Source organism: Dickeya ananatis, assembly GCF_019464615.1.
In the GTDB taxonomy this organism is placed as follows: domain Bacteria; phylum Pseudomonadota; class Gammaproteobacteria; order Enterobacterales; family Enterobacteriaceae; genus Dickeya; species Dickeya oryzae.
Map to the genome: position 1 here is coordinate 2,870,042 of NZ_CP040816.1, position 26,132 is coordinate 2,896,173.

The following is a 26,132-nucleotide window of genomic DNA, read 5'->3' on the forward strand; positions in this document are numbered from 1 at the left end:
CCGGGTTTTTTTATAAAGGCTGTCAGCCGCGACGCTGACGTACCGCCGCCGCCAACTGACGCAGCAGGCTATCGGTATCATCCCAGCCGATGCAGGCATCGGTGACACTCTTGCCATAAACCAGCGGCTCGCCGCTTTCAAGATTCTGGTTACCTTCCACCAGATGGCTTTCCACCATGACGCCCATGATAGCTTTCTCACCACCCGCTACCTGACGGCATACGTCTTCGCACACGTCCATCTGCTTTTTGAACTGCTTGCAGCTGTTGGCGTGGCTGAAATCGATCATCACCTGTGCTGGCAGGCCCGCTTTTTCCAGACCCACTTTCACCGCCTGCACATGCTCTTCGCTGTAGTTAGGCGCTTTACCACCACGAAGAATGATATGGCAGTCGTGGTTACCGCTGGTATTGACGATCGCCGAATGGCCCCACTTGGTTACCGACAGGAAGCAGTGTGGCGCACGAGCGGCATTAATAGCGTCAATCGCAACCTTGATGGTGCCATCGGTACCGTTCTTGAAACCCACCGGGCAGGACAGCCCGGATGCCAGCTCACGGTGCACCTGAGATTCCGTCGTCCGGGCGCCGATAGCCCCCCAACTCATCAAATCAGCCACATACTGCGGCGTGATCATATCCAGAAACTCACCCGCAGCCGGTAAACCGGTGTCGTTGATCTCCAGCAGTAACTGACGGGCAATTCGCAGGCCATCGTTGATCTGGAAGCTATTATCCATGTTCGGATCGTTAATCAGCCCTTTCCAGCCCACGGTCGTACGCGGCTTTTCAAAATAGACGCGCATCACGACTTCTAAATCGCCACGCAATTCTTCACGCAGTTTCAGCAATCGCGCAGCGTACTCTTTAGCCGCTTTTGGATCATGGATGGAACAGGGCCCAATCACCACCAGCAGGCGATCATCATTGCCTTTCAGGATTTTATGAATAGCATTGCGGGCATTAAATACAGTCTGTGCTGCACGCTCAGTGGCTGGAAATTTCTCCAACAGTGCAACGGGGGGAAGTAGTTCTTTAATTTCTTTAATTCTCAAATCATCATTCTGGTAATTCATAATGGGTCCATGTCTCCATAGCAACAGACGATCATCCCCTGTCGACCCGGAGTAAAAACGAAAAAATAATAACGTCGCCATTCATATTGCAGGCTGGCGAATAGAAGTCAAGCAGCTCACACCTGTCGCAGGTAATACCCACCGGTATCAACCACTATTCACTGTGCGTGAGAAAAATACTGAGTATAGGTCAACCACTAACCTCAGACACAGAACAGGACATGCGAGTGGGTGCTCGCATGTCTGATTATCGGTTATAACGCGCGGGCAAGCGGCTGCGAGTGATTATCGCGGGCACCTTTTATCCATAGCCAGGTGCCGTTCAGCGCAATCAGCGTCAGCACCATATACTGCAACGACATGGCGTAGACCCCCTGATAAGCGAAAATCACCACGCTGATAATGTCGATGACGACCCATAACAGCCAGTTCTCAACATACTTGCGGGTCATCAACAGCATAGCTGCCACCGACAATACCGTCATGGCTGAATCCCAGAAAGGAAACGCGTCCGGCTGCAACGTCGGCATCGACACATCCATACCTACGCCTTGCATTGCCGCCACCGCAATACGGCTCAGCAGGAAGAAGAATGGGTCGATATATCGGGACATCAGTACAATCGCAGCCACACACGCCATGCTCCACCACAGAGCCTGCCGACGCGATAACCAACGAACCTGTAACGCCGCACCGTTGTCCTGCGTCGTTCTGCTCCAGGCATACCAGCCGTACACATTGGCGACGAGAAAGAAAATCTGCAACAACAGGCTGGCGTATAGCTGAATCTGGAAGAAGATCAATGCAAACAGCGACACATTGACCAGCCCAAACAAATAATTGCTGGTCTTTTCCAGACTAGCCAGCCAGATACATACCAAACCGGATAACGTCCCCAACGCTTCAACCCATGACAGGTCATAACCGTTAGCCCCTAACGGGATGTGAACCAGAATATTGCTGGTACTAAAAAAATCCATCTTTACTCCTGAATGATAATGACTATGACCTGAGTGTAGCCGCAAACTCCAGCATCCGATTCAGTGGCACCAAGGCACGCTCACGGATAGCGCCATCCACCTCAATACTATGGTGGAATGCCTGAGGCTGTTCCAGGGCCGTCGCAATCGCCTCAAGCCCATTCATCGCCATCCACGGGCAATGCGCACAACTGCGGCAGGTAGCCCCTTCACCCGCGGTGGGAGCTTCCAGCAACACCTTTTCCGGGCACGCCTGCTGCATCTTGTAAAAGATGCCGCGATCAGTCGCGACAATCAGTTCTGGATGAGGCAACCGCTTTGCCGCCTGAATCAGTTGACTGGTCGACCCTACGGCATCCGCCATCTCAACGACGCTTTGGGGCGACTCCGGATGAACCAACACCGCTGCCTGTGGGTACAGAGCCTTCATTCGCCTTAACGACTGCGTTTTGAATTCATCATGCACAACGCAAGCGCCCTGCCAGCACAGCACATCCGCTCCCGTTTGCTTTTGCACATAGTGCCCAAGATGGCGATCCGGTGCCCAGATGATCTTTTCACCCAAGCTATCCAGGTGTTCGATAAGCTCCACCGCAATACTGGACGTCACTACCCAATCTGCCCGGGCTTTTACCGCCGCCGACGTATTGGCATACACCACCACCGTGCGATCAGGGTGGCTATCGCAAAAAGCGCTGAAGGCCTCAACCGGGCACCCTAAATCCAGCGAGCACTCCGCTTCGAGTGTTGGCATCAGTACGGTTTTTTCCGGGCTGAGTATCTTTGCCGTTTCCCCCATAAACCGTACCCCCGCGACGACCAGCGTAGTAGCAGGGTGAGTACGGCCAAACCGGGCCATTTCCAGTGAGTCGGCAACACAACCACCGGTTTCTTCGGCTAGCGACTGAATCTCGGGATCGGTGTAATAGTGCGCCACCAGCACGGCGTTGCGTGCTTGTAGTTGGTGTTTAATCTGGCGGCGATACTGTTGCTTTTCCTCTTCGGATAGCCGTCTCGGTTTGGCGGGAAAAGGGTAATCAATAGCAGATGGTTCAAAAAACAGGCTCATCATGGGATTCCGTGCAGTTGCAGGCGTTAAGGCGACGTCATTTACGAGAAACGTGTTTTATATACTAAACAAAATATCGCAATAACATCATAAAGTCTGCTTTTTCTTCACTAAGAAATTTCAGAAATGCCAGATGTGTTTAATTTATTAAAAATAGAGATCCGTTGATGCACAAGGCGGCCAGAAAGACCGCCCGGTAGCCATCAGGAAAAGAAGCGGTGCCAGTACAAGGAGAAAGGAATAATCAGCACCAACGCTGGCAGGAAGTTAACCACCGCGAAGGTTTTTATCTGCGCAATGCGCAATCCGACAGCCATCATTACGATGCCGCCACACGCTGCGAAATCACCCATCGTGATCTCGTTCATAAACGGCATGATAAGCCTGGCGGAGAAAAATAGCAGCGCCTGTACCAATACCTGAGGAATAGCTATCGACATCACCGCCACCCCCAGCGTAATCGCAAAAATCAGTGCCGTGAAAATATCGAGCGCCGACTTGATGATTAACAGCTGGTAGTCACCGGTCAGCCCTTCCGTCATGGCACCGACCACACCGGTACCACTGGCGCAGAACAATACAATCAAGGCAGTAAAATTCTGGGTATACACATCCTGAGGTAACTGGTGCTCTGGCGATGGCACAAACCGGCTCAACAGGCGCTCTATCATTATCGCCCCTTTCTGAACACCGGCTTCAAGACGCAGCAACTCTCCTATCCCAACCCCCAGAATAATCGCCAGCGCCACTGCCGGGAGCTGGTGAACCTTGACCACCAGCGTTACGCCCATGGCAATCGATACCATCGCAAACGCGGGCGGTAACCCATCACGCATACGTTGAGGAATAAAACGGCGCAACGCCACACCCAATGCGCCACCAATCAAAATAGCCGCGCCATTGATAACCGGACCAATCATCATCAATTATCTCTTAAGGCATATCCTTCTACGCACAGGACTATAAAGGAATATCGCCAGCCGTCAAAAAAGAAGCCATTACTATACGCCAAATGCTACGGTGTGATTGAACTGGGTTGAAGCAAAAAGAGATATAACAAAAGCCAGCGAAAGCATCAGGAAGGGTGATGTAGAACCTGAACGCAGCTTCTCACCTGCACGACAGCGTTATGTCTGAATACAGAGAGCGAATTGAATGAGGTGGTTTATTTAGCGGTGGTGGGTCGTGCAGGATGACTCGGCCTGCGGCCTCGCCCTTCGGGCCAGCGCAATGCGCTGCTGTCTCGCTTCGCTCGACTCGAACCTGAACGCAGCTTCTCACCTGCACGGCAGCGTTATATCTGAAATACAGAGAGCGAATTGAATGAGGTGGTTTATTTAGCGGTGGTGGGTCGTGCAGGATTCGAACTTGCGACCAATTGATTAAAAGTCAACTGCTCTACCGACTGAGCTAACGACCCGCTACGGGATATGCTACACAGAGATTGTTTGGTGGGTCGTGCAGGATTCGAACCTGCGACCAATTGATTAAAAGTCAACTGCTCTACCGACTGAGCTAACGACCCAAACATTCGGCTGCTTTTAGCGATTCAGCATCGCCTTGGCAACGGCGGCATATATTACTAATATAATTTTTCTGTGCAACACATTTTCAGAAAAAAAAGCTCAACTGCTTATCCCTTGAACTCTCCAGCGCAAAAACCACGCATATCGCGCAGTTTTTGTGCCAGAAAGGAAATCACAAACTATCCAAACGCTTCTGAGCTTGTTTTGCGCCATCAGTATTGGGGTAGTTCTTTATCACCTGTTGGTAGACTGCCTTGGCTTTATCAGTCTGACCTTTTTCCTGCATGATGAGGCCAACTTTGAACATGGCTTCCGGTGCTTTCGGTGATTTAGGGTAGTTTTTGACAACGTTAGCGAAGTAATACGCCGAGTCGTCTTTTTTACCCTTGTTGTAGAACAATTGTCCTAACCAGTAATTCGCATTCGGCTGGTAGGTTGAATCAGGATATCGCTTCACGAAATTCTGAAACGCCGCAATCGCCTGATCATACTGTTTCTTTTCCAGCACCAATGAGGCAGCTGCATTGTAATCGGTATTCGCATCACCCGTCATAGCTGGCGCTGCGGAACTCGTACCAGTATTACTTGCGGCTCCCGCATCGCTGGCTGCCGCTGGCGCAGACGCTGCAGCATTACCTGCCGATGAGGCACCAGAAGAGGCTTGACCACCACTCTGAGAACCCAGGCTGTCAATTTGCTGATAGATCTGTTTTTGACGCTCAACGACCTGATTCAGCTGATATTGATTTTCCTGGATTTGGCCGCGCAAGCCATCGATATCGCGCTGAGTGTCGGCGAGTTGTTGCTGAAGTTGGGTTAATAACTGACTATGAGCGTTGGAGATACGCTCCAGCTGAGTGACTCGATCTTCTACCGAGCCTGAGCCGACATTACTGATTGGCGCTTGGGCAGTAGCGGCCCAAGGGGCCGCTACGCCAACCAGTAACGACAGACTCAACATGTGATGTCTGAAGTTACTGCTCATGCGATTCTCTTAGTATACCAGAACGGCACGACGGTTCTTGGACCATGCAGCTTCGTCATGGCCCAGAACAGCAGGTTTCTCTTTACCGTAAGAAACCACGGAGATCTGATCGGCAGACACGCCTTTACCCTGCAGATACATCTGCACAGCATTAGCACGACGCTCGCCCAGAGCGATGTTGTATTCCGGCGTACCACGTTCGTCCGCATGACCTTCAATGGTCACTTTGTAAGACGGGTTGCTACGCAGGAAAGCAGCGTGGGCATCCAGCATCTGAGCGAAGTCAGGACGAATGTCATATTTGTCCAGATCGAAGTAAACGATATTGTTGCGCTGCAGTTCCTGCATCTGCAGACGAGCCTGCTCAGCAGAAGACATGTTACCGCCATTTTCCATACCAGCGCCGCCGTTCAGGGAGGACTGGTCATTGTTAGCGTGTTTGTTGGAGCTACATGCGGCAACAGCCAGCACCGGCAGAGCCAACATCAGGCCTTTCAGCACTTTATTGAATTGCATTTCTATGTCCTTTAAATAGGTTATTGTACATATTTTTGATTACATATACGGCGACCAGGTAGGGAATCTCACCTGACCATCGGTTGCCGGAAGACGCGCTTTAAAACGCCCGTCAGTCGAAACCAGTTGCAACACGGAACCCAGGCCCTGTTTGGAGCTGTAGATTACCATGGTGCCATTGGGTGCGATACTCGGCGTTTCATCCAGGAACGTGTCCGTTAACACTTGAACGCCACCCGTTACCAGATCCTGTTTGGCGATATGCTGAGCGCCACCATTGGAGCTGACCATCACCAGGAATTTACCATCGCTGCTGATTTCAGCATCCTGGTTTTGGGAACCTTCCCAGGTCAGACGCTGAGGAGCACCGCCGTTGATACCGATTTTATAAATCTGGGGACGACCGGCCTGGTCAGAAGTATAGGCCAGCGTTTGGCTATCAGGGAACCAGGTCGGTTCAGTATTATTACTGCGACCATCAGTTACCTGAGAAATCTGGCCAGAGCCCAGATTCATCACATACAAATTCAGGCTACCACTTTTGGACAACGCAAAAGCCAGTTTAGACCCGTCTGGTGAGAATGCTGGCGCACCATTGTGACGAGGGAAAGACGCAATTTGTCTGATATCACCATTAGCCAGCGTCTGTACTACCAGCGCAGAGCGGCCACTCTCGAATGTCACATAAGCCAGTTTGCTGCCATCCGGCGACCAGGCTGGTGACATCAGCGGTTCTGGAGAGCGGTGAACCACGAACTGGTTGTAACCGTCGTAATCCGCTACACGCAATTCATACGGATACTGACCGCCATTGGTTTGCACCACATAAGCGATACGAGTACGGAAAGCACCCTTGATGCCTGTCAGCTTCTCGAACACTTCATCACTGGCGGTATGCGCGGCATAACGCAGCCACTGCTTGGTCACTTTGAACTGGTTCTGCGCCAGCACGCTGCCTGCATTGCCGGAGGTATCTACCAGTTGATAGGAAACCAGATAGCCATCCGCTGTTGGCTGAACCTGCCCTACGACTACCGCGTCAATACCCAGAGCGGTCCAGGCAGACGGCGTCACTTCAGCCGCGGTACCCGGCTGTTGTGGCATACGGCTGGGATCGATAGGGTTGAATTTACCGCTGTTACGCAAATCTGCGGCAACAATGCTGCCGATCTCTTCAGGAACTGCGCCGCCCGTCGATTTAAACGGAACCACGCCGATCGGCCGCGCGGAGTCGACCCCCTGAGTAATTTCAATACGGACTTCTGCATGCAACACAGCCGTCCACAGCATCAGAAAACTCAATGCAATTTTTAATGCCTGCTTCATCTCATCTCCCTTATCCCGGCTCCAGAGCCTACGATAACCTGGCAGCGTTTAACAAACCCATATCAACAAACACGATGTGCACGGTGACCAGTAAAGTCATAGTCGTAAACTCCGCCAACTGGCAACCGGATCACTGCGGTTTAAAGTCTATCGGTGCGTTCTTGAAAGCCTCATATACATCAGAGGTGGGTGGCTTCGGTATCCGAGCCTGCTTGGCCGCAGCAATTGCCGCCTGACACAATGCCGGGTCGCCGCCCTCACTCTTCACATCGATTAGCAGGCCATCAGGCGCCAGTCGGATGCGTAACGTACAGGTGCGTCCTTTGTAGGACTCCCAGTCATAAAACTTGCTCTGAATCGCGGTGCGAACCTGGCTGCCGTAACTATCCAGCGCAGCACCTGATGCCCCGCTCTTCTTATTATTACCTGCCCCGGCCGGTGCATTACTACCGGCTGCATTACCACCACCTTTTGGCGCATTCTTCGATGAAGCCAGACCACCCAGCAGGTCGTCAACCTCACCAGCCTGTTTGGCAGCAGCGGCGGCAGCTTTTTTCTTGTCATCTGCCGCTTTCTTGGCAGCAGCAGCGGCCTCAGCTTTCTTAGCCGCTTCAGCTGCGGCTTTTTCCTTAGCAGCCTCTGCCGCCTTAGCTTTGGCATCGTCTTCCGCTTTCTGCTTAGCCTCAGCAGCCGCTTTAGCTTTAGCGTCTTCTTCAGCTTTCTTCTTGGCTTCAGCTGCAGCCGCCGCTGCCTTGGCTTTTGCTTCTTCTTCCGCTTTCTTCTTCGCGTCAGCAGCAGCCTGTTTTTTTGCTTCGTCTTCAGCCTGCTTCTTCGCTGCGGCGGCAGCCTTAGCCTGTTGCTCTGCTTCTGCTTTAGCCTTCGCTGCAGCTGCTTCCGCTTGTTTTTGCTGTTCCTTCGCTTTCTGGGCGGCTTCCTCCGCCTGTTTTTGCTGTTGCGCCTGTTCCTGCGCTTGTTGTTTCGCTTCTTCTTGTGCCTGCAGACGTTCTTTTTCCAGTTCTTTTAGCCGCTGTTGTTCGGCAGCCTGTTTCGCCTGTAACTCTTCAGCCTGCTGATCTGCCTGTTTTTTACGCAACTGCTCAGCACGGCGGGCGTCACTCTGCTGTTGTTGCTGACGATTGTATTGATCGACCACTGCACTAGGGTCAACCATCACCGCGTCAATGGATGAACCGCCGCCACCACCACTGGCGTCATCCATCTTCTGGTTCAGCGAACTCAGAATCAGCAACGCAATCAGAATAACGTGCAAAACGACCGAGATTATGACGGCTCGCTTTAGCTTATCGTTTCGTTCGTTTGCCTTTAACACAAAGGATTCCCAAAAACAGTTTTGCCAGACAAATGATGTCTATCCTTCTCAGAAGTCACCATTCACGGACTCGCCGGTCAAATCGGCTGCGTCATCAACCCGACAGATTTGACACCGGCCTGATGCAACAAATTCAGCGCCTTGATGATCTCATCATAAGGAACATCTTTGGCACCCCCGATCAGAAAGACCGTTTTCGGGTTTGCGGTCAGGCGAGACTGGGCTTCAGCCACCACCTGCTCCGCAGGCAATTGATTCATACGGTTATGATCAACGACCAGACTGTATTGCCCTACACCGGATACCTCGACAATCACCGGCGGATTATCGTTGCTGGATACGGTCTTGGATTCGGTTGCATCCGGCAGATCCACTTCCACGCTCTGAGTGATGATTGGTGCAGTCGCCATGAAGATCAACAACAGCACCAACAACACGTCGAGCAGAGGAACAATATTAATCTCGGATTTCAGCGACCGGCGGCCGCTACGCGCACGAGCCATATCACCTCCTGATTAACGGTTGCCTTCGCTGGAGAAAGCCTGACGGTGCAGGATAGCAATAAACTCTTCCATGAAGTTGTCGTAATTCTGTTCCAGTTTATTCACACGCTGATTCAGGCGGTTATATGCCATAACGGCCGGGATTGCGGCGAACAGACCGATAGCGGTAGCAATCAGTGCTTCAGCGATACCTGGCGCCACCATCTGTAATGTCGCCTGCTTCACCGCCCCCAGAGCGATGAACGCATGCATAATCCCCCACACGGTACCGAACAAACCGATATACGGACTGATAGACCCGACGGTGCCGAGGAAAGGAATATGGGTTTCCAGTGTTTCCAGCTCGCGGTTCAAGGAAATGCGCATCGCACGGGAGGCCCCTTCCACCACCGCTTCCGGTGCATGGCTATTGGCCCGATGTAAGCGCGCAAACTCCTTGAAGCCTGCATAAAAGATTTGCTCAGTACCTGTCAGATTCTCACGGCGAGTCTGACTTTCCTGATAAAGGCGAGACAGCTCAATACCCGACCAGAACTTGTCTTCAAACGCTTCGGCGTCACGCGTCGCAGCATTCAGAATACGGGTACGCTGAATGATAATCGCCCAAGAGGCAATGGAAAAACCGATTAAAATTAACATGATAAGTTTAACCAGAAGGCTAGCCTTCAGGAACAAATCAAGAATATTCATGTCAGTCACTGCTTAAACTCCGCGACAATAGACTTAGGAAGCGCAACCGGCTTCATTTGAAATGGATCGATACATGCGACTAAAACCTCGGCATGGCTCAGCAGGGTGCCATACGAGTCAAGAATGCGCTGTGCGAATGTCAGGGAAGCGCCGCGTATCGTAACGATTTCGCTTTGCACTTCCAGTAAATCGTCAAGGCGCGCCGGGGCAAGATACTCAATCGTCATTTTACGTACAGCAAAGGCAATATGTTCAGTCATGAGTACGCGCTGATGAAAATCGTGCGCGCGCAACATTTCAGTTCTGGCTCGTTCATAGAAGGCCACATAACGCGCGTGATAAACCACACCACCTGCATCTGTATCTTCATAGTAGACACGCACTGGCCAGCGGAACACTTTATTACTCACTCTACATCCCGGTAATGCGATAAACCCCGCTACTATACGCAAGAGGGATAAAGTTGGGAATGGGTTCTATGTACAGGAAGGTAAATAATTATGGGTTGCGGACAACCCATAACCAAAAGGAATGAAAAGCTATCCTACAGGAAGTAGTAATACAATCCTGCGGTCAGGATCACAAAGGCTGGAAAGGGGGAAAAGAAGGCTCGCCAGCGCATTCTCTGCGGACGAAACCCTACACCATGCACGACACCCGTACACACCGCCCAAATCAGCACGATTCCCTGCCAGACTGCCAGTGAACTGGTGCGAGCAGCAAAACGCGCAGGCTCCCAGAAAACACATCCAGCCAGTAATAACGCCATGATCAGGGAAAGGGCCCGTAACGGGCCCCTATCCATACAGCGGTAAAGACGATCAATAACCATCATTACAGTTTATCTTTATTCGTCTTGGTTGCTTCGCTCTGTTCCAATGCCAGAGCAGTAATCACGCCCAGCGAACAAGCAAGAAGCGTTCCCAATATCCAGGCAAAATACCACATAAATCAGGCTCCTTACTTAGTACAACGAATGAGAATTCTGCTCGATATGCTCTTTAGTGATGCGTCCGAACATCTTGTAGTAACACCAAATGGTGTAAGACAGCACGATCGGGACGAAGATAATCGCCACCACAGTCATCACTCGAAGCGTCAGCAGGCTGGAGGTTGCATCCCACATGGTCAGACTGACGTTTGGTACGGTCACTGACGGCATGATGAACGGGAACATGGCAATACCAGCGGTCAGGATCACGCAGGCGATACTCAAGGAGGAGAACAAAAATGCCATCGCTCCCTTTCCTGCCCGCGCCATAAGCGCAGTCACCAGCGGCAACACCACACCGAGCAGCGGAATAGCCCACAGCACAGGGTGACTATTGTAGTTGACCAACCAGGCACCAGCCTGACGGGCTACTTCTTTATGTAGCGGGTTAGACTCGCCAGCCGTATTAATGACCGACGTCAGTACATAACCATCAATGCCATAAACAACCCAAACACCCGCCAGAGCAAACGTCACCGTCAGCGCCAGCGAAGCGAACTGAGCGACTTTTTTGGCACGGAACAGCAGGTCGCCTGAAGTACGCATCACCAGGTAAGTCGCCCCCTGTGCCACAATCATGCTCAGGCTGACAATACCTGCCAATAACCCGAACGGATTGAGCAACTGGAAGAAGTTACCGGTGTAGTACAAGCGCAGATACTCATCCACATGGAACGGAACACCCTGTAGCAGGTTACCGAATGCGACACCGATAACCACCGGCGGAACGAAACTACCGATGAAAATGCCCCAGTCCCACATATTGCGCCAGCGCGGATCTTCGATTTTCGAACGGTAGTCAAAGCCGACCGGACGGAAATACAACGATGCCAGAACCAGAATCATCGCGATGTAGAAACCGGAAAACGCAGCGGCATACACCATCGGCCAGGCAGCGAACAGCGCACCACCAGCCGTGATCAACCAAACCTGGTTACCGTCCCAGTGCGGCGCGATACTGTTAATCATCACGCGGCGCTCTACATCATTACGCCCCATGAGGCGTACCAGCACACCGACGCCCATGTCAAAACCATCGGTGACGGCAAAACCGATCAGCAGCACACCAATCAGCAGCCACCAGACAAAACGCAAGACTTCATAATCAAACATAGTGGACTCCTGTTACCGTACTTCCTGAGCCGCGATCGGCTGTTCGAAGTGATAAGCACCTGTTTTCAGACTGCTTGGACCCAGACGCGCATACTTGAACATCAGGTATGTTTCAGCCACCAGGAACAGCGTATACAGACCGCAAATCAGTCCCATGGAGAACAGGATGTCTCCCGCAGTTAGCGAGGAGTTAGCGACAGCTGTCGGCAACACTTCACCAATCGCCCACGGCTGGCGACCGTATTCCGCAACAAACCAACCCGCTTCAACGGCAATCCACGGCAACGGGATACCATACAGCGCGATGCGATGCAGCCAGCGTTTCTGACCAATCTTGTTGCGCAGCACCGTCCAGAAAGACAGACCGATAATCAACAGCATCAGCACACCGCACGCCACCATAATGCGGAAGGAGAAGTACAGCGGGGCTACACGCGGAATAGAATCTTTAACCGCCTGTTTAATCTGTGCGTCACTGGCATCCGCCACATTCGGGGTATACCGTTTCAACAACAGCCCATAACCAAGATCCTGTTTGTTCTTCAGGAACTCAGTGCGTACAGCCGGGTCGGTGTTACCGGAGCGCAGTTGCTGCAACAGATGATAAGCCTTCATACCGTTGCGGATACGAACTTCGTGTTGCTCCATCAGTTCTTTCAGACCAGTCACCGTCTTGTCGGTAGAACGGGTAGCGATCAGGCCCAGCATGTAAGGGATCTGAATGGCATACTTGTTCTCCATCGTTTCCTGATTAGGAACACCGAACAAAGTAAACGCAGCAGGTGCAGGTTGGGTTTCCCATTCTGCTTCGATAGCCGCCAGCTTGGTTTTCTGTACGTCACCCATCTCGTAACCAGACTCGTCGCCCAGCACGATAACAGACAGTACAGCCGCCATACCAAAGCTTGCTGCAATCGCAAAGGAACGTTTGGCAAAAGCCACATCACGTCCTTTCAACAGGTAGTAGGAGCTGATACCCAAAATGAACATGGCGCCGGTGCAATACCCTGCCGCGACGGTGTGAACGAATTTCACCTGTGCAACCGGGTTCAATACCAGATCAGCAAAGCTCACCATCTCCATGCGCATGGTTTCGAAGTTGAAATCCGAGGCAATCGGGTTCTGCATCCAGCCGTTGGCCACCAGAATCCACAATGCAGACAAGTTGGACCCCAACGCCACCAGCCAGGTTACCGTCATGTGCTGTACTTTGCCCAGTCGATCCCAGCCAAAGAAGAACAGCCCGACAAAGGTAGACTCCAGGAAGAACGCCATCAATCCTTCGATTGCCAGAGGTGCACCGAAGATATCGCCGACATAGTGAGAGTAATACGACCAGTTAGTACCGAACTGGAATTCCATGGTCAGGCCGGTAGACACACCAAGGGCAAAGTTAATCGCAAATAACTTGCCCCAGAACTTGGTCATATCTTTGTAGATTTGTTTGCCAGACAAGACATACACGGTTTCCATGATCGCCAGCAAAAACGCCATCCCCAGCGTTAAAGGCACGAACAGGAAATGATACATCGCGGTCAAGGCAAACTGTAAACGTGACAGTTCGACTACATCAAACATCTTAACTCCTTGCTCCTCGCAGGAGGGTCTTTAGCTCGCTGTACAGACAAGCCACTAAATACCCGGCAGTTAGTAACCTAAAGAACACAACAATGCTTTAGCACAGGCCTCAATATGCGCCACCACGTCATCACGACGCATTTGAAAAGTAAGCCGAAGAAAAAATTACAGGATTACAAATACTATACTCAGATATGAGTATAGTTATATTACGCCTCTACAACCTTACAATAAATAGGTTTTTACGTGATGCGGATTGAGTTTTTTGATTTTACGCCAATCGCAACGCCACAGGCCTTCAAGGGCATAATTGACCCACCGCAATTTAATCTTATTTCCGAACGGATATCCAGTTTAGATTTTTGATCTAAAACAACTATCACCCCAGATGTTAATAAACATCATCTTTTATTTTACACATCATTAAATGTTAATCTGATGTAATCGCCTGGTTTCCGAAGCGTGCCATTAATAATGTATTTTTTGTTTTAAATAAAAATAGCATTGGTTGATCTAAAATATGGAAACTTTTAATTTATACACTCTATGTTATTTTATTGTTGCTGGATTGATTAAATATATTTCCATGAGGCTACATTTTTGCGACAAGATTCAAATATAAAAAAGGCCACCAGAGGTGGCCAAACATGTCGAACCGGGAAGGTAATGACACACTATATTCAGTACAGTGCATTCCGCTTAACGTGACAGCACTGCTTTTACCGCATCACCGATGTCAGCCAGGCTGCGTACTGTCTTAACGCCCGCTGCTTCAAGCGCAGCAAATTTGTCATCTGCCGTACCTTTACCGCCAGCGATAATCGCCCCGGCATGACCCATACGCTTGCCTTTCGGCGCAGTGACACCAGCAATGTACCCCACTACGGGTTTGGTGACGTGTTCTTTAATGTAGGCTGCCGCTTCTTCTTCAGCAGTACCACCAATTTCACCGATCATCACGATAGCTTCGGTCTGCGGATCCTGTTCGAACAGCTTGAGAATATCGATAAAGTTGGAGCCTGGAATCGGGTCACCACCGATACCCACGCAGGTCGACTGGCCCAGACCGGCATCTGTAGTCTGTTTTACAGCTTCATAAGTCAGCGTACCGGAGCGAGATACAATACCGACTTTACCCGGCAAATGGATGTGGCCCGGCATGATACCAATCTTACAAGCACCCGGAGTGATCACACCTGGGCAGTTCGGGCCGATCATGCGCACACCGCTTTGCTCCAGCTTCACTTTCACCGTCAGCATATCCAGCGTCGGGATACCTTCGGTGATACAGATGATCAGTTGGATACCCGCATCAATGGCTTCCAGAATGGAGTCTTTACAGAACGGAGCTGGTACATAAATAACAGACGCCGTCGCACCCGTGGCTTCTACCGCTTCGCGTACCGTATTAAATACTGGCAGCCCCAGATGTTCTGTACCGCCTTTACCTGGCGTTACCCCCCCCACCATCTGCGTACCGTAGGCAATCGCCTGCTCAGAATGGAATGAACCCTGACTGCCGGTAAAACCCTGACAGATGACCTTGGTGTTTTTATCGATCAGAATGGACATTATTTACCCTCCACTGCTGCAACCACTTGCTGAGCCGCATCCGTCAGGCTGGTCGCAGCAATGATGTTCAAACCACTATCCGCCAGTTTCTGCGCACCCAATTCAGCATTGTTGCCTTCCAGACGCACAACGACCGGAACGTTCACGCCCACTTCTGCTACCGCGCCGATAATACCGTCGGCAATCAGGTCACAACGAACGATACCACCGAAAATATTCACCAGTACCGCTTTCACCTTGTCATCAGACAGGATGATTTTGAATGCTTCGGTTACACGTTCTTTGGTCGCGCCACCACCCACATCAAGGAAGTTAGCCGGTGAACCACCGTGCAGCTTCACGATGTCCATGGTTCCCATCGCCAGACCAGCACCATTCACCATACAACCGATGTTGCCATCCAGCGCGACATAGTTCAGTTCCCACTGAGCAGCATGCGCTTCACGCGCATCTTCCTGAGAGTGGTCACGCATTTCGCGCAGTTCCGGCTGGCGGAACAGGGCATTGCCGTCAGCACCCAGCTTGCCGTCCAGACACACCAGGTCACCTTGTTTAGTGATAACCAGCGGGTTGATTTCAACCAGCGCCAGGTCACGTTCCAGGAACAGTGTCGCCAACCCCATAAAGATTTTGGTGAACTGTGCAACCTGCTTACCGCTTAAGCCCAGTTTGAACGCCAGTTCGCGGCCCTGATACGGTTGAGGCCCGGTCAAAGGATCCAGAGCGACTTTATGAATCAAATGTGGCGTTTCTTCGGCCACTTTTTCAATTTCAACACCACCTTCGGTGGAAGCCATGAATACCACACGGCGAGTACCACGATCGACTACGGCACCCAGATAAAGCTCTTTATCAATATCCGTCGCACCTTCCACCAGAATCTGATGAACCGGCTGACCGTTAGCATCCGTTTGGTAGGTAACCAGACGTTTACCCAACCAGTTTTCAGCAAAGGCGCGAATCTCTTCTTTGCTGTTCACCAGTTTTACGCCACCAGCCTTACCACGGCCGCCAGCATGCACCTGACACTTAACAACCCACGGGCCAGCACCAATCTTGGATGCGGCTTCTTCCGCTTCACGCGGTGTTGTGCAGGCGTAACCGGTGGGTGCCGGTAAACCATACCGAGCAAAGAGCTGTTTTGCCTGATACTCATGTAAGTTCATGATGTTCTATCCATTTAAGTTTGAAGATAAGTCCAGAGACTCTCTGTCGTGGATAACGCCGCCGCACAGATGCAACGGCCTGCATAGCACATAATAAAGGCGGCAGGACGCAGGCCAGCCGCCTTTTACTACAACGGGTTAGACATCCAGCAACAAGCGAGCCGGGTCTTCCAGCATTTCTTTAACAGTAACCAGGAAACCGACTGATTCGCGGCCATCGATCAGGCGATGATCGTAGGACAACGCCAGATACATCATCGGCAGGATGACCACCTGGCCATTTACCGCCATTGGGCGATCTTTGATAGCATGCATCCCCAGAATCGCGCTCTGCGGCGGGTTGATAATCGGGGTAGACATCAGAGAACCGAACACGCCACCGTTGGTAATAGTGAAGTTACCACCCGTCAGCTCTTCGACGGTCAATTTACCGTCGCGGCCTTTCACCGCCAGCTCTTTGATTTTCTTCTCGATCTCGGCCATACCCAGCAAGTCGACATCTTTCAGCACCGGCGTTACCAGACCACGTGGGGTAGATACCGCAATGCTGACGTCGAAATAGTTATGGTAGACCACATCTTCGCCATCAATAGACGCATTCACTTCTGGATAGCGCTTCAGTGCTTCCACGACAGCTTTAATGTAGAAGGACATGAAACCCAGACGCACACCATGACGTTTTTCAAACGCTTCGCCATACTGCTTACGCAGATCCATAATCGGTTGCATGTTGACTTCGTTGAACGTGGTCAACATGGCGGTACTGTTTTTCGCTTCCAGCAGACGTTCAGCCACGCGCTTGCGCAGGCGGGTCATCGGAACACGTTTCTCGCTGCGGCTTCCCAGCGCTGCAGCAGGCTGTGCGGCTACCGGTGCTTCAGTGGTTTTGCTGGCTGACTTCTGACCAGCCAGGTGTTTTTCCACATCTTCGCGAGTGATACGCCCGCCGACGCCACTGCCTTTAATGGCTGATGCGTCCAAGTCATGCTCGGCAATCAGACGACGGATCGCCGGGCTCAGCGCATCGTTATTTTCATCTTCCAACCCGGCGGTGTGACGCTGTGCCGGAGTAGACTCTTTGCTCTGTGCTTTTTCGCTGGTTTCTTTGCCGGAATTATCTCCCGGACGCAGACGCCCCAGAATCTGGCGAGATGTCACGGTCGCGCCTTCAGCTTCCAGCACCGCTTCCAGTACACCCGCTTCGATCGCCGGCACTTCCAGCACGACTTTGTCGGTTTCAATTTCAACCAGCACTTCATCACGCTGGACGCTATCGCCCGGTTTCTTGTGCCAGGTAGCGACGGTCGCGTCAGCTACAGATTCCGGCAGATCAGGGACAAGAATATCTACGCTACTCATTATCTATCCTTATTCATTTAATTAACGTTCAGCGCGTCATCAACCAGAGCTTGTTGTTGTTTCTGGTGTACGGACATATAGCCAACGGCGGGTGAAGCAGAGGCCGGGCGACCGGCATACCGCAACGAGGCGCCAAAAGGAATCACCTCACGGAGGTGGTGCTGGCTGCAATACCATGCGCCCTGGTTCAGCGGCTCTTCCTGGCACCAGACAAAATCATGCACGTGAGCGAACGGTTCCAGCGCAGCCTGCACCGACTGATGCGGGAACGGATACAATTGTTCGATACGCACTATCGCCACATCGTTCTGTTCATTCTTGCGACGCTGTTCCAGTAAATCATAGTAGACCTTGCCAGAACACATCACGACACGCTTCACTGCTTTTGGATCCAGACTGTCAATTTCCCCTATTGCAGGCTGGAACTGCCCATTAGCCAGCTCATCCAGCGTAGACGTCGCCAGCGGGTGACGCAGCAGCGATTTCGGCGACATCACAATCAGTGGGCGGCGCATACCACGCAACGCCTGACGACGCAACATGTGGTAGACCTGAGCAGGTGTGGAGGGAACGCAAACCTGCATGTTTTGCTCGGCACACAATTGCAAGTAGCGTTCCAGACGTGCGGAGGAGTGTTCTGGCCCCTGACCTTCATAACCATGCGGCAACAGCATGACCAGACCACACATACGGCCCCATTTCTGCTCGCCGGAACTGATGAACTGGTCAATCACCACTTGAGCGCCGTTGGCGAAATCACCAAACTGTGCTTCCCAGATAGTCAGCGTACGTGGCTCAGCCGTAGCATAACCGTACTCGAATGCCAGTACGGCTTCTTCAGACAGCACCGAATCCCAGACATTGAACACGCCTTGGGCGTTATGCACATACGTCAGCGGTGTATAGGTAGAACCGCCTTTCTGGTTATGCACCACCGCGTGGCGATGGAAGAAGGTACCGCGACCGGCATCTTCGCCAGACAGACGTACCGGAATACCTTCGTCTACCAGTGTGGCGTAGGCCAGGGTTTCCGCACCACCCCAGTCAAACAGTTTTTTGCCCGCCGCCATTTCAGCGCGGTCGTTATAAATCTTGGCGACACGCGGCTGCATTTCCAGCGCTTCCGGCACTTCGCTGATACGGCGCGCCAGCTCCTGCAAACGCTTGGTTTCAACTTTATGCGGATACGGCTCGTCCCACTCATGATTGAGATAAGACATCCAGGTGAAAGAGTGCATGTCCATCGGACGCCACTCGTCTACCACACATTCACCGGCATCCAGCGCATCGCGGTAAAGATTGACCATCTCAGTAGCGTCAGCAAGCGTTGTGATCTGCTGCTGTTCCAAGCGGTCGGCGTAGATTTTACGCGGCGTTGGGTGCTTTTTGATTTTCTGGTACATCACCGGCTGGGTAGCGCTCGGCTCGTCGGCTTCGTTATGGCCGTGGCGGCGGTAGCACACCAGATCGATGAAGACATCACGCTGGAAAGTATTACGGAAATCCAGCGCCAGACGGGTAACAAACGCGACTGCTTCCGGGTCGTCGGCATTAACGTGGAAGATAGGCGCCTGCACCATCTTGCCGATATCGGTACAGTATTCAGTGGAACGGGCATCGAGGGGGTTGGAGGTGGTAAAACCAATCTGATTGTTGATAACAATACGAATGGTGCCGCCAACTTCGTAACCGCGTGCTTTGGACATGTTCAGGGTTTCTTGCACTACCCCTTGCCCTGCAATCGCGGCATCGCCATGAATAGTAATCGGCAACACCAGTGAACTACTGGGGTTCTCCAGACGATCGATACGGGCACGTACCGACCCTATGACTACCGGGCTGACGATTTCCAGGTGCGATGGGTTAAACGCCAACGCCAGGTGAACCTTACCGCCCTCAGTTTCCATATCGGAGGAGAAGCCCTGATGGTACTTCACATCCCCCGTGCCGAGATGATCTTTGTGCTTACCGGAGAATTCGTCGAACAGATCCTGGGGTTTTTTCCCCATCACATTCACCAGCACGTTGAGACGGCCACGGTGAGCCATTCCCATCACCACTTCACGCGTACCATTTTTGCCCGCGTGACGGATTATTTCCTTCAGCATCGGAATCAGCGCATCGCCACCTTCCAGCGAGAAGCGCTTGGCACCAGGGAACTTGGCACCCAGGTAGCGTTCCAGCCCTTCAGCAGCGGTCAGTTCTTTCAGGAAGCGCTTTCTTTCTTCAACGCTAAAGCTGGGCTGTCCCACCACTGACTCGATACGCTGCTGAATCCAGCGTTTTTCATCCGTGTTGGTAATGTGCATGTATTCCGCACCGATCGAACCGCAGTAAGTCTGTTTCAGTGCGCTATACAATTCGCCAAGCGGCATGGTTTCTTTACCAATGGCGAATGAGCCAACGTTAAAGCTCTCTTTCAGATCGTCATCGGTCAGGTTGTGGTATGCCAGATCCAGATCGGCTACGCGCTCTTGTTTCCACAATCCCAATGGATCAAGGTTGGCATGTTGATGCCCACGGAAACGAAAAGCGTTAATCAGCTGTAATACTTTGACTTGCTTGGCATCACTGTCAGGATCAGTAATGGAAGAAGTATAACGCGAGGCATCTTTCGCCAGACGGCGAAAATAGTCGCGAGTTTTGGAGTGAAGTTGATCCGGTTTAACCCCAGTGGTAGGAAGTTGTTGGAAAATCGAACGCCAGCTGTGATCAATAGAATCTGGGTCGGTTAAAAAATCTTCATAGAGCTGCTCTATGTAGGACTGGTTCGCGCCCGCCAGATAGGAGGAATCCAGCCAGGCCTTCATTGCGCCGTTCTGCATTGTGATCCCTTAAGCTAATTAGCTTCAGTTTTCGCCGTGGTTAACATGTTCTATGTTGCCGTTATAAAACGGGTTACCGTAAAACGGTTCACTTGTTGTGCTTAGTTACGCACAATGCGGATAGTCTTATCCTGAAGGAACCTTTAAAAAACGGTTTAAGCGCACAAGCCGGTTTTTAAAGGTTTCCTGCTGCTCCCCCGCCTCGCGACGGGGGAAACAGTGTGCTACAGAGCCAGAACTCAGGCGCTACGCTGCAGCAACATCGACTTGATGTGGCCGATAGCGCGCGTCGGGTTCAATCCTTTCGGACAGACGCTGACGCAATTCATGATGCTGTGACAGCGGAATACGCTGAAAGCATCGTTGAGATCATCCAGACGAGCCTTGGTTTCCGTATCGCGGCTGTCAATCAGGAAACGGTAGGCTGCCAGAAGACCTGCAGGCCCGACAAACTTATCCGGGTTCCACCAGAAAGACGGGCAGGATGTCGAACAGCATGCGCACATGATGCACTCGTACAGCCCATCTAGTTTTTCCCGCTGCTCTGGTGACTGCAGATGCTCGCGAGAAGGTGGATTCTTCCCATTATTCAACAGGTAAGGCCTAATTTTCTCATATTGAGCATAGAACTGCCCCATGTCTACCACCAAATCACGTACCACTGGCAGTCCAGGCAGGGGACGAATCACAATTTTGTTATTGCCATTGCGTAGGGTGGACACTGGCGTGATGCAGGCCAACCCATTCTTGCCATTCATGTTCAGACCGTCGGAACCACACACCCCTTCACGACAGGAGCGACGGAATGCCAGTGTCGGGTCCTGCTCTTTGAGGAGGATCAGCGCATCGAGCAGCATCATGTCACGGCCTTCTTCCGCTTCCAGCGTATAGTCCTGCATGCGCGGAGCGCTATCGACATCCGGGTTATAACGATAAATGGAAAATTCAACTTTCATCGCTTTCTCTCCGCAAAATTAATAGGTACGCACTTTCGGCGGGAACGCCGGACGCAGTTTAGGCTGCATGTTTACCTCACGGCGCGTCATGCTTTCGGTTTGCGGTTGATACAGCGAATGGCACAACCAATTCTCGTCATCACGATCAGGATAGTCGAACCGGCTGTGAGCTCCACGGCTTTCGGTACGGAAATTTGCCGATACCGCAGTGGCATAAGCCGTTTCCATCAGGTTATCCAGCTCCAGACATTCAATACGCTGAGTATTGAACTCGCTGGATGTATCATCCAGACGGGCGTTTTTGAGCCGTTCGCGGATCACTTTCAGCTCTTCCAGCCCCTTCGCCATGGCATCGCCTTCACGGAATACCGAGAAATTGTTCTGCATGCAGGACTGCAACGCTTTGCGAATTTCCACCGGGTCTTCACCGGAGCGGGTGTTATTCCAGCGGTTAAGTCTGTCCAACGAAGCGTCGATATCAGAATCGCTGGCATCACGCGTCACGCCCTGTTCAGCCAGAGATTCCTGCAAGTGCATACCCGCAGAACGGCCGAACACCACCAGGTCGAGCAACGAGTTGCCGCCCAGACGATTAGCGCCATGTACCGATACACACGCGATTTCACCTACAGCGAACAGACCAGGGATTACCACATCCTCACCCTTCTCGTTCACCGTCAGTGCCTGACCGGTCACTTTGGTCGGGATCCCCCCCATCATGTAGTGGCAGGTCGGGATAACCGGAATCGGCTCTTTCACCGGGTCAACATGTGCAAACGTGCGGGACAGTTCCAGAATGCCCGGCAGACGGGATTCCAGTACCTCTTTACCCAGGTGATCCAGTTTGAGCTTGGCATGCGGCCCCCACGGACCATCACAACCACGGCCTTCGCGAATTTCAATCATGATAGAACGGGCTACCACGTCACGTCCGGCCAGGTCTTTAGCGTTTGGTGCATAACGCTCCATGAAGCGCTCACCGTGTTTATTCAGCAGGTAACCACCTTCGCCACGGCAACCTTCGGTCACCAGTACGCCCGCACCCGCGATACCGGTCGGGTGGAACTGCCACATTTCCATGTCCTGTACAGGGACACCAGCGCGCAGCGCCATGCCGACCCCGTCGCCGGTATTAATGTGGGCATTGGTCGTAGATTGATAAATACGACCAGCACCGCCAGTTGCCAGCACGGTAGCACGGGCTTTGAAATAAACGACTTCGCCGGTTTCAATACAGATAGCCGTACATCCAACCACCGCGCCATCCTGGTTTTTCACCAGATCCAACGCATACCACTCGGAAAACACCGTGGTGTGGTTTTTCAGGTTCTGTTGGTACAACGTATGCAACAATGCATGACCGGTACGGTCTGCCGCCGCTGCAGTACGGGCAGCCTGCTCGCCGCCAAAATTCTTAGACTGACCGCCGAACGGGCGCTGGTAAATGCGTCCATCATCAAGGCGGGAAAACGGCAGCCCCATGTGTTCCAGTTCCAGAATCGCTTCCGGACCGGTTTTACACATATATTCGATAGCGTCCTGATCACCGATATAGTCGGAACCTTTCACGGTGTCATACATGTGCCATTCCCAGTTATCTTCATGGGTATTGCCCAGCGCTACCGTAATGCCCCCTTGGGCAGATACAGTATGAGAACGGGTCGGGAACACTTTTGACAACAGGGCACAGGACAGGCCCATCTGGGAAATCTGCAGCGCAGCGCGCATACCTGCGCCACCTGCGCCGACAACAACGGCATCAAACTCTCTGACTGGCAAATTCATCACGCACCCCACACCACAACAGTTCCATAAATGACGTACACCAACAACGCGACGACGATAGCCAGCTGCAACGTCAGCCGGATAGCCAGCGGTTTGATATAGTCAGTCAACACCTGCCACATCCCGATCCAGGCATGAACCAGAATGGCGAACAGCGTCAGCAGGGTGAACACCTTGGTGAGATGCATGGCGAAGAAACCACGCCAGACTTCATACGTGATGTTACCGGCGCTGGCTACAAAACCAACGATATACAGGACATACAGCACGATGACGATGGCAGAAGCGCGAAGTAATAACCAATCGTGTACGCCATTACGCCCCAATGCGGAGGCATTGCTTACCATACGAGGACTCCAGCCAAAAATGAAAGCACGACAGTAATGATGAAAGAGGTTTTTGCAGTACGTGATCCCGCCTCGAAGTTCTCTTCGATATAGCCGAAATCCATCAACAGATGACGCAGACCACCTACAATATGATAGGCCAGTGCGGTCAAAATGCCCCAGACAACGAATTTCACGATGAAGCTGCCCATGATGGCCGCCGCCTGAGCAAACCCTTCTGGCGAAGAGAGAGACAGGCCCAACAGCCACAATAGAATACCTACAGCAACAAACGTTATAACGCCGGAGACACGGTGAAGAATAGATGCTATCGCGGTAACGGGGAACCGGATCGTTTGCAGATCCAGATTGACAGGTCTTTGTTTTTTCACGAGTTTGCCCACACAGCTTTTATTATTTTCTTCCTCCGGACCTGTTGTGGGGTCAGACAGTATGGGCGGTGAGATGATGCTTTTCTCTGTCAATGTACGGCTGGATACGATCCTTTATTTTCATCCGCACAAACCGATCACACTGGGTGCTCCTACTGCAGGGTATTCCGGAGACCTGGCGGCAGTATAGGCACTTCACATTCTTATTACAATTACCCTACAAACTGTTTGGGCACATTTGCCTTGAACAGTGATTGAGATCACGAATTTCACAATTTATATAAAATTAATTATCTGATTTGACAAATCTTAAACATTTAAATTACAACTAGGACCCAAGAAACCTGTTGTCCTGTTAAAGCTCATTGGTAGCTCTTTCCCATTCACCAAAGTTATGTAACAGTGGGAAACAAAGTCCCCGGAAAAATTATAAGTACTGGCTACAATTAGAGCAGGACAGGGCTAAAACCCGAGCTGAGAGAAGACGAGTTGATCCTGACTGTGACCGCCTGACGATGCGCCTGACGATAATAGTCAACTCTGTACCCGATTTGGTTTCCGACGACAGTTTGGTTTCCAACTACAGGGCGACGTCTGGTCTGTTTACTTTGTCCAGCGTGCGGGCATGACGGTATTTCTGCAGTGACGAATTTTTAAAATTAAAGATTAAAGCGCTAAGGAGACTGTAAATGGCTGATAAAAAAGCAACGCTTACAATAGACGGCAATGAAGCGATTGAGCTGAATGTCCTGTCTGGTACGCTTGGCAACGATGAAATCGATATTCGTAGCCTAGGTTCTAAAGGTTATTTCACGTTTGACCCCGGTTTCACTTCCACCGCATCCTGCGAATCCAAAATCACTTACATTGACGGCGATGTGGGCGTACTGCTGCACCGCGGCTATCCGATTGCGCAACTGGCGGAAAAGTCCAACTATCTGGAAGTCTGTTATATCCTGTTGTTTGGCGAAGCGCCGACACAAGAACAATATGACACGTTCAAGACCACCGTAACCCGCCACACCATGATTCACGAGCAGATCACGCGTCTGTTCCACGGTTTTCGTCGCGACTCCCACCCCATGGCGGTGTTGTGCGGCGTAACGGGCGCGCTGGCCGCGTTCTACCATGACTCGTTAGATATCGGAAACGAACGTCATCGTGAAATCGCCGCTTACCGCCTGCTGTCGAAAATGCCGACCGTCGCGGCCATGTGTTATAAATATTCCATTGGCCAGCCGTTTGTGTACCCACGTAACGACCTGTCCTATGCGGGTAACTTCCTGCACATGATGTTCTCAACGCCGTGCGAAGAGTACGTCGTCAATCCGGTGCTGGAACGTGCAATGGACCGCATCCTGATTCTGCATGCTGACCATGAGCAGAATGCGTCGACCTCTACCGTGCGTACCGCTGGTTCCTCCGGCGCTAACCCGTTCGCGTGTATCGCCGCTGGTATTGCTTCACTCTGGGGGCCGGCACATGGCGGCGCCAACGAAGCCTGTCTGCGTATGCTGGAAGAAATCAGTTCTGTGGAGCACATTCCAGCCTTTATCAAACGCGCCAAAGACAAGAATGATTCGTTCCGTCTGATGGGCTTTGGTCATCGCGTGTACAAGAACTACGACCCACGCGCTACCGTAATGCGTCAGACCTGTCACGAAGTTCTGAAAGAACTAGGTACAAAAGACGACCTGCTAGAAGTGGCGATGGAGCTGGAAAACATCGCGCTGAACGACCCGTACTTCATTGAGCGTAAACTCTACCCGAACGTGGACTTCTACTCAGGCATCATTCTGAAAGCCATGGGTATTCCGTCCACCATGTTCACGGTGATTTTCGCGATGGCTCGTACTGTCGGCTGGATTGCTCACTGGAGCGAAATGCACGGCGAAGGGCTGAAGATCGCGCGTCCGCGTCAGCTGTATACTGGTCACGCCGAACGCGATTTCGAGCCGTCAGTCACCAAACGCTAAGCGTCATCACGGTTAGTGAAATAAGTAAGGTCGGGTATTTACCCGACCTTTTTACTTTTAGCCTTTTTATCTTCAGTACATGCCCGTATCAAC

The 26,132-nt window shown here is 51.8% G+C and carries 24 protein-coding genes, 2 tRNA genes and 1 other RNA gene; 1 reads left to right on the plus strand and 26 read right to left on the minus strand.

The window, feature by feature from the left end; translation table 11 throughout:
• Positions 1-22: 22 nt before the first annotated feature.
• From aroG to sdhC, 26 genes are all read right to left on the minus strand, one after another.
• Positions 23-1,075, minus strand: a complete 1,053-nt coding sequence (aroG, locus tag FGI04_RS12610) for a 3-deoxy-7-phosphoheptulonate synthase AroG (protein WP_342699542.1) — start codon at positions 1,073-1,075, stop codon at positions 23-25.
• Between the two features lie 254 nt (positions 1,076-1,329).
• On the minus strand, positions 1,330-2,055 hold the full coding sequence (pnuC, locus tag FGI04_RS12615; protein WP_407273136.1) for a nicotinamide riboside transporter PnuC: 726 nt from the start codon (positions 2,053-2,055) through the stop codon (positions 1,330-1,332).
• A gap of 22 nt (positions 2,056-2,077) precedes the next feature.
• Positions 2,078-3,124 carry a quinolinate synthase NadA gene (gene nadA / locus FGI04_RS12620; protein WP_342699607.1) on the minus strand — a complete coding sequence of 349 codons (1,047 nt, stop codon included), beginning with the start codon at positions 3,122-3,124 and terminating at the stop codon, positions 2,078-2,080.
• Positions 3,125-3,327: 203 nt separating this feature from the next.
• Positions 3,328-4,044 carry a DUF554 domain-containing protein gene (locus FGI04_RS12625; RefSeq protein WP_342699606.1) on the minus strand — a complete coding sequence of 239 codons (717 nt, stop codon included), beginning with the start codon at positions 4,042-4,044 and terminating at the stop codon, positions 3,328-3,330.
• A gap of 256 nt (positions 4,045-4,300) precedes the next feature.
• Positions 4,301-4,425: non-coding RNA, RtT sRNA (locus FGI04_RS12630), on the minus strand.
• A 43-nt stretch (positions 4,426-4,468) separates the two neighbouring features.
• Positions 4,469-4,544 (minus strand) — tRNA-Lys (locus FGI04_RS12635).
• A gap of 29 nt (positions 4,545-4,573) precedes the next feature.
• Positions 4,574-4,649: transfer RNA gene (locus FGI04_RS12640), tRNA-Lys, on the minus strand.
• Between the two features lie 173 nt (positions 4,650-4,822).
• Entirely contained in the window at positions 4,823-5,635 is an 813-nt protein-coding gene (gene cpoB, locus FGI04_RS12645) for a cell division protein CpoB (RefSeq protein WP_342699540.1), read from the minus strand.
• A gap of 9 nt (positions 5,636-5,644) precedes the next feature.
• On the minus strand, positions 5,645-6,151 hold the full coding sequence (pal, locus tag FGI04_RS12650; RefSeq protein WP_016941932.1) for a peptidoglycan-associated lipoprotein Pal: 507 nt from the start codon (positions 6,149-6,151) through the stop codon (positions 5,645-5,647).
• Positions 6,152-6,190: 39 nt separating this feature from the next.
• Entirely contained in the window at positions 6,191-7,477 is a 1,287-nt protein-coding gene (tolB, locus tag FGI04_RS12655; RefSeq protein WP_019845439.1) for a Tol-Pal system beta propeller repeat protein TolB, read from the minus strand.
• 130 nt (positions 7,478-7,607) lie between these two features.
• The gene (gene tolA, locus FGI04_RS12660) at positions 7,608-8,807 is read right to left on the minus strand and encodes a cell envelope integrity protein TolA (RefSeq protein WP_016941934.1); all 1,200 of its coding nucleotides are present in this window, start codon (positions 8,805-8,807) and stop codon (positions 7,608-7,610) included.
• 77 nt (positions 8,808-8,884) lie between these two features.
• On the minus strand, positions 8,885-9,310 hold the full coding sequence (gene tolR / locus FGI04_RS12665; RefSeq protein ID WP_012883918.1) for a colicin uptake protein TolR: 426 nt from the start codon (positions 9,308-9,310) through the stop codon (positions 8,885-8,887).
• Between the two features lie 12 nt (positions 9,311-9,322).
• The gene (gene tolQ / locus FGI04_RS12670) at positions 9,323-10,009 is read right to left on the minus strand and encodes a Tol-Pal system protein TolQ (protein WP_012770580.1); all 687 of its coding nucleotides are present in this window, start codon (positions 10,007-10,009) and stop codon (positions 9,323-9,325) included.
• Positions 10,006-10,410, minus strand: a complete 405-nt coding sequence (gene ybgC, locus FGI04_RS12675; RefSeq protein ID WP_342699539.1) for a tol-pal system-associated acyl-CoA thioesterase — start codon at positions 10,408-10,410, stop codon at positions 10,006-10,008. The genes tolQ and ybgC overlap by 4 nt, the downstream gene beginning before the upstream one ends.
• Positions 10,411-10,544: 134 nt before the next feature.
• Positions 10,545-10,835: a cyd operon protein YbgE gene (ybgE, locus tag FGI04_RS12680; protein WP_407336827.1), complete on the minus strand. Its 291-nt coding sequence runs from the start codon at positions 10,833-10,835 to the stop codon at positions 10,545-10,547.
• Positions 10,835-10,948, minus strand: coding sequence for a cytochrome bd-I oxidase subunit CydX (cydX, locus tag FGI04_RS12685; protein ID WP_012883915.1), 114 nt, complete (start codon positions 10,946-10,948; stop codon positions 10,835-10,837). The genes ybgE and cydX overlap by 1 nt, the downstream gene beginning before the upstream one ends.
• Positions 10,949-10,964: 16 nt before the next feature.
• Positions 10,965-12,104, minus strand: coding sequence for a cytochrome d ubiquinol oxidase subunit II (gene cydB, locus FGI04_RS12690; RefSeq protein WP_012883914.1), 1,140 nt, complete (start codon positions 12,102-12,104; stop codon positions 10,965-10,967).
• A gap of 12 nt (positions 12,105-12,116) precedes the next feature.
• Positions 12,117-13,682 (minus strand): cytochrome ubiquinol oxidase subunit I, encoded by a 1,566-nt coding sequence (cydA, locus tag FGI04_RS12695; RefSeq protein WP_342699536.1) that lies wholly within the window; start codon positions 13,680-13,682, stop codon positions 12,117-12,119.
• A 699-nt stretch (positions 13,683-14,381) separates the two neighbouring features.
• Positions 14,382-15,254, minus strand: coding sequence for a succinate--CoA ligase subunit alpha (sucD, locus tag FGI04_RS12700; RefSeq protein ID WP_016941937.1), 873 nt, complete (start codon positions 15,252-15,254; stop codon positions 14,382-14,384).
• Positions 15,254-16,420 (minus strand): ADP-forming succinate--CoA ligase subunit beta, encoded by a 1,167-nt coding sequence (gene sucC / locus FGI04_RS12705; RefSeq protein WP_012883910.1) that lies wholly within the window; start codon positions 16,418-16,420, stop codon positions 15,254-15,256. Before sucC ends, sucD begins: the two co-directional genes overlap by 1 nt.
• Before the next feature lie 138 nt (positions 16,421-16,558).
• Complete coding sequence (gene odhB, locus FGI04_RS12710) at positions 16,559-17,779, minus strand: 2-oxoglutarate dehydrogenase complex dihydrolipoyllysine-residue succinyltransferase (RefSeq protein ID WP_342699535.1); 1,221 nt, start codon at positions 17,777-17,779, stop codon at positions 16,559-16,561.
• Positions 17,780-17,796: 17 nt separating this feature from the next.
• Positions 17,797-20,604 carry a 2-oxoglutarate dehydrogenase E1 component gene (gene sucA / locus FGI04_RS12715; RefSeq protein WP_407336828.1) on the minus strand — a complete coding sequence of 936 codons (2,808 nt, stop codon included), beginning with the start codon at positions 20,602-20,604 and terminating at the stop codon, positions 17,797-17,799.
• Between the two features lie 239 nt (positions 20,605-20,843).
• The gene (locus FGI04_RS12720; protein WP_342699533.1) at positions 20,844-21,560 is read right to left on the minus strand and encodes a succinate dehydrogenase iron-sulfur subunit; all 717 of its coding nucleotides are present in this window, start codon (positions 21,558-21,560) and stop codon (positions 20,844-20,846) included.
• A gap of 18 nt (positions 21,561-21,578) precedes the next feature.
• Positions 21,579-23,345, minus strand: a complete 1,767-nt coding sequence (gene sdhA, locus FGI04_RS12725) for a succinate dehydrogenase flavoprotein subunit (protein ID WP_016941941.1) — start codon at positions 23,343-23,345, stop codon at positions 21,579-21,581.
• Entirely contained in the window at positions 23,345-23,692 is a 348-nt protein-coding gene (gene sdhD / locus FGI04_RS12730; protein ID WP_019845429.1) for a succinate dehydrogenase membrane anchor subunit, read from the minus strand. The genes sdhA and sdhD overlap by 1 nt, the downstream gene beginning before the upstream one ends.
• Positions 23,686-24,075: a succinate dehydrogenase cytochrome b556 subunit gene (sdhC, locus tag FGI04_RS12735; RefSeq protein WP_020477041.1), complete on the minus strand. Its 390-nt coding sequence runs from the start codon at positions 24,073-24,075 to the stop codon at positions 23,686-23,688. Before sdhC ends, sdhD begins: the two co-directional genes overlap by 7 nt.
• A gap of 677 nt (positions 24,076-24,752) precedes the next feature.
• Here sdhC and FGI04_RS12740 point away from each other — a divergent pair.
• A complete protein-coding gene (locus FGI04_RS12740; RefSeq protein ID WP_019845427.1) occupies positions 24,753-26,039 on the plus strand; it encodes a citrate synthase in 1,287 nt (428 codons plus the stop codon).
• Positions 26,040-26,132: the final 93 nt, after the last annotated feature.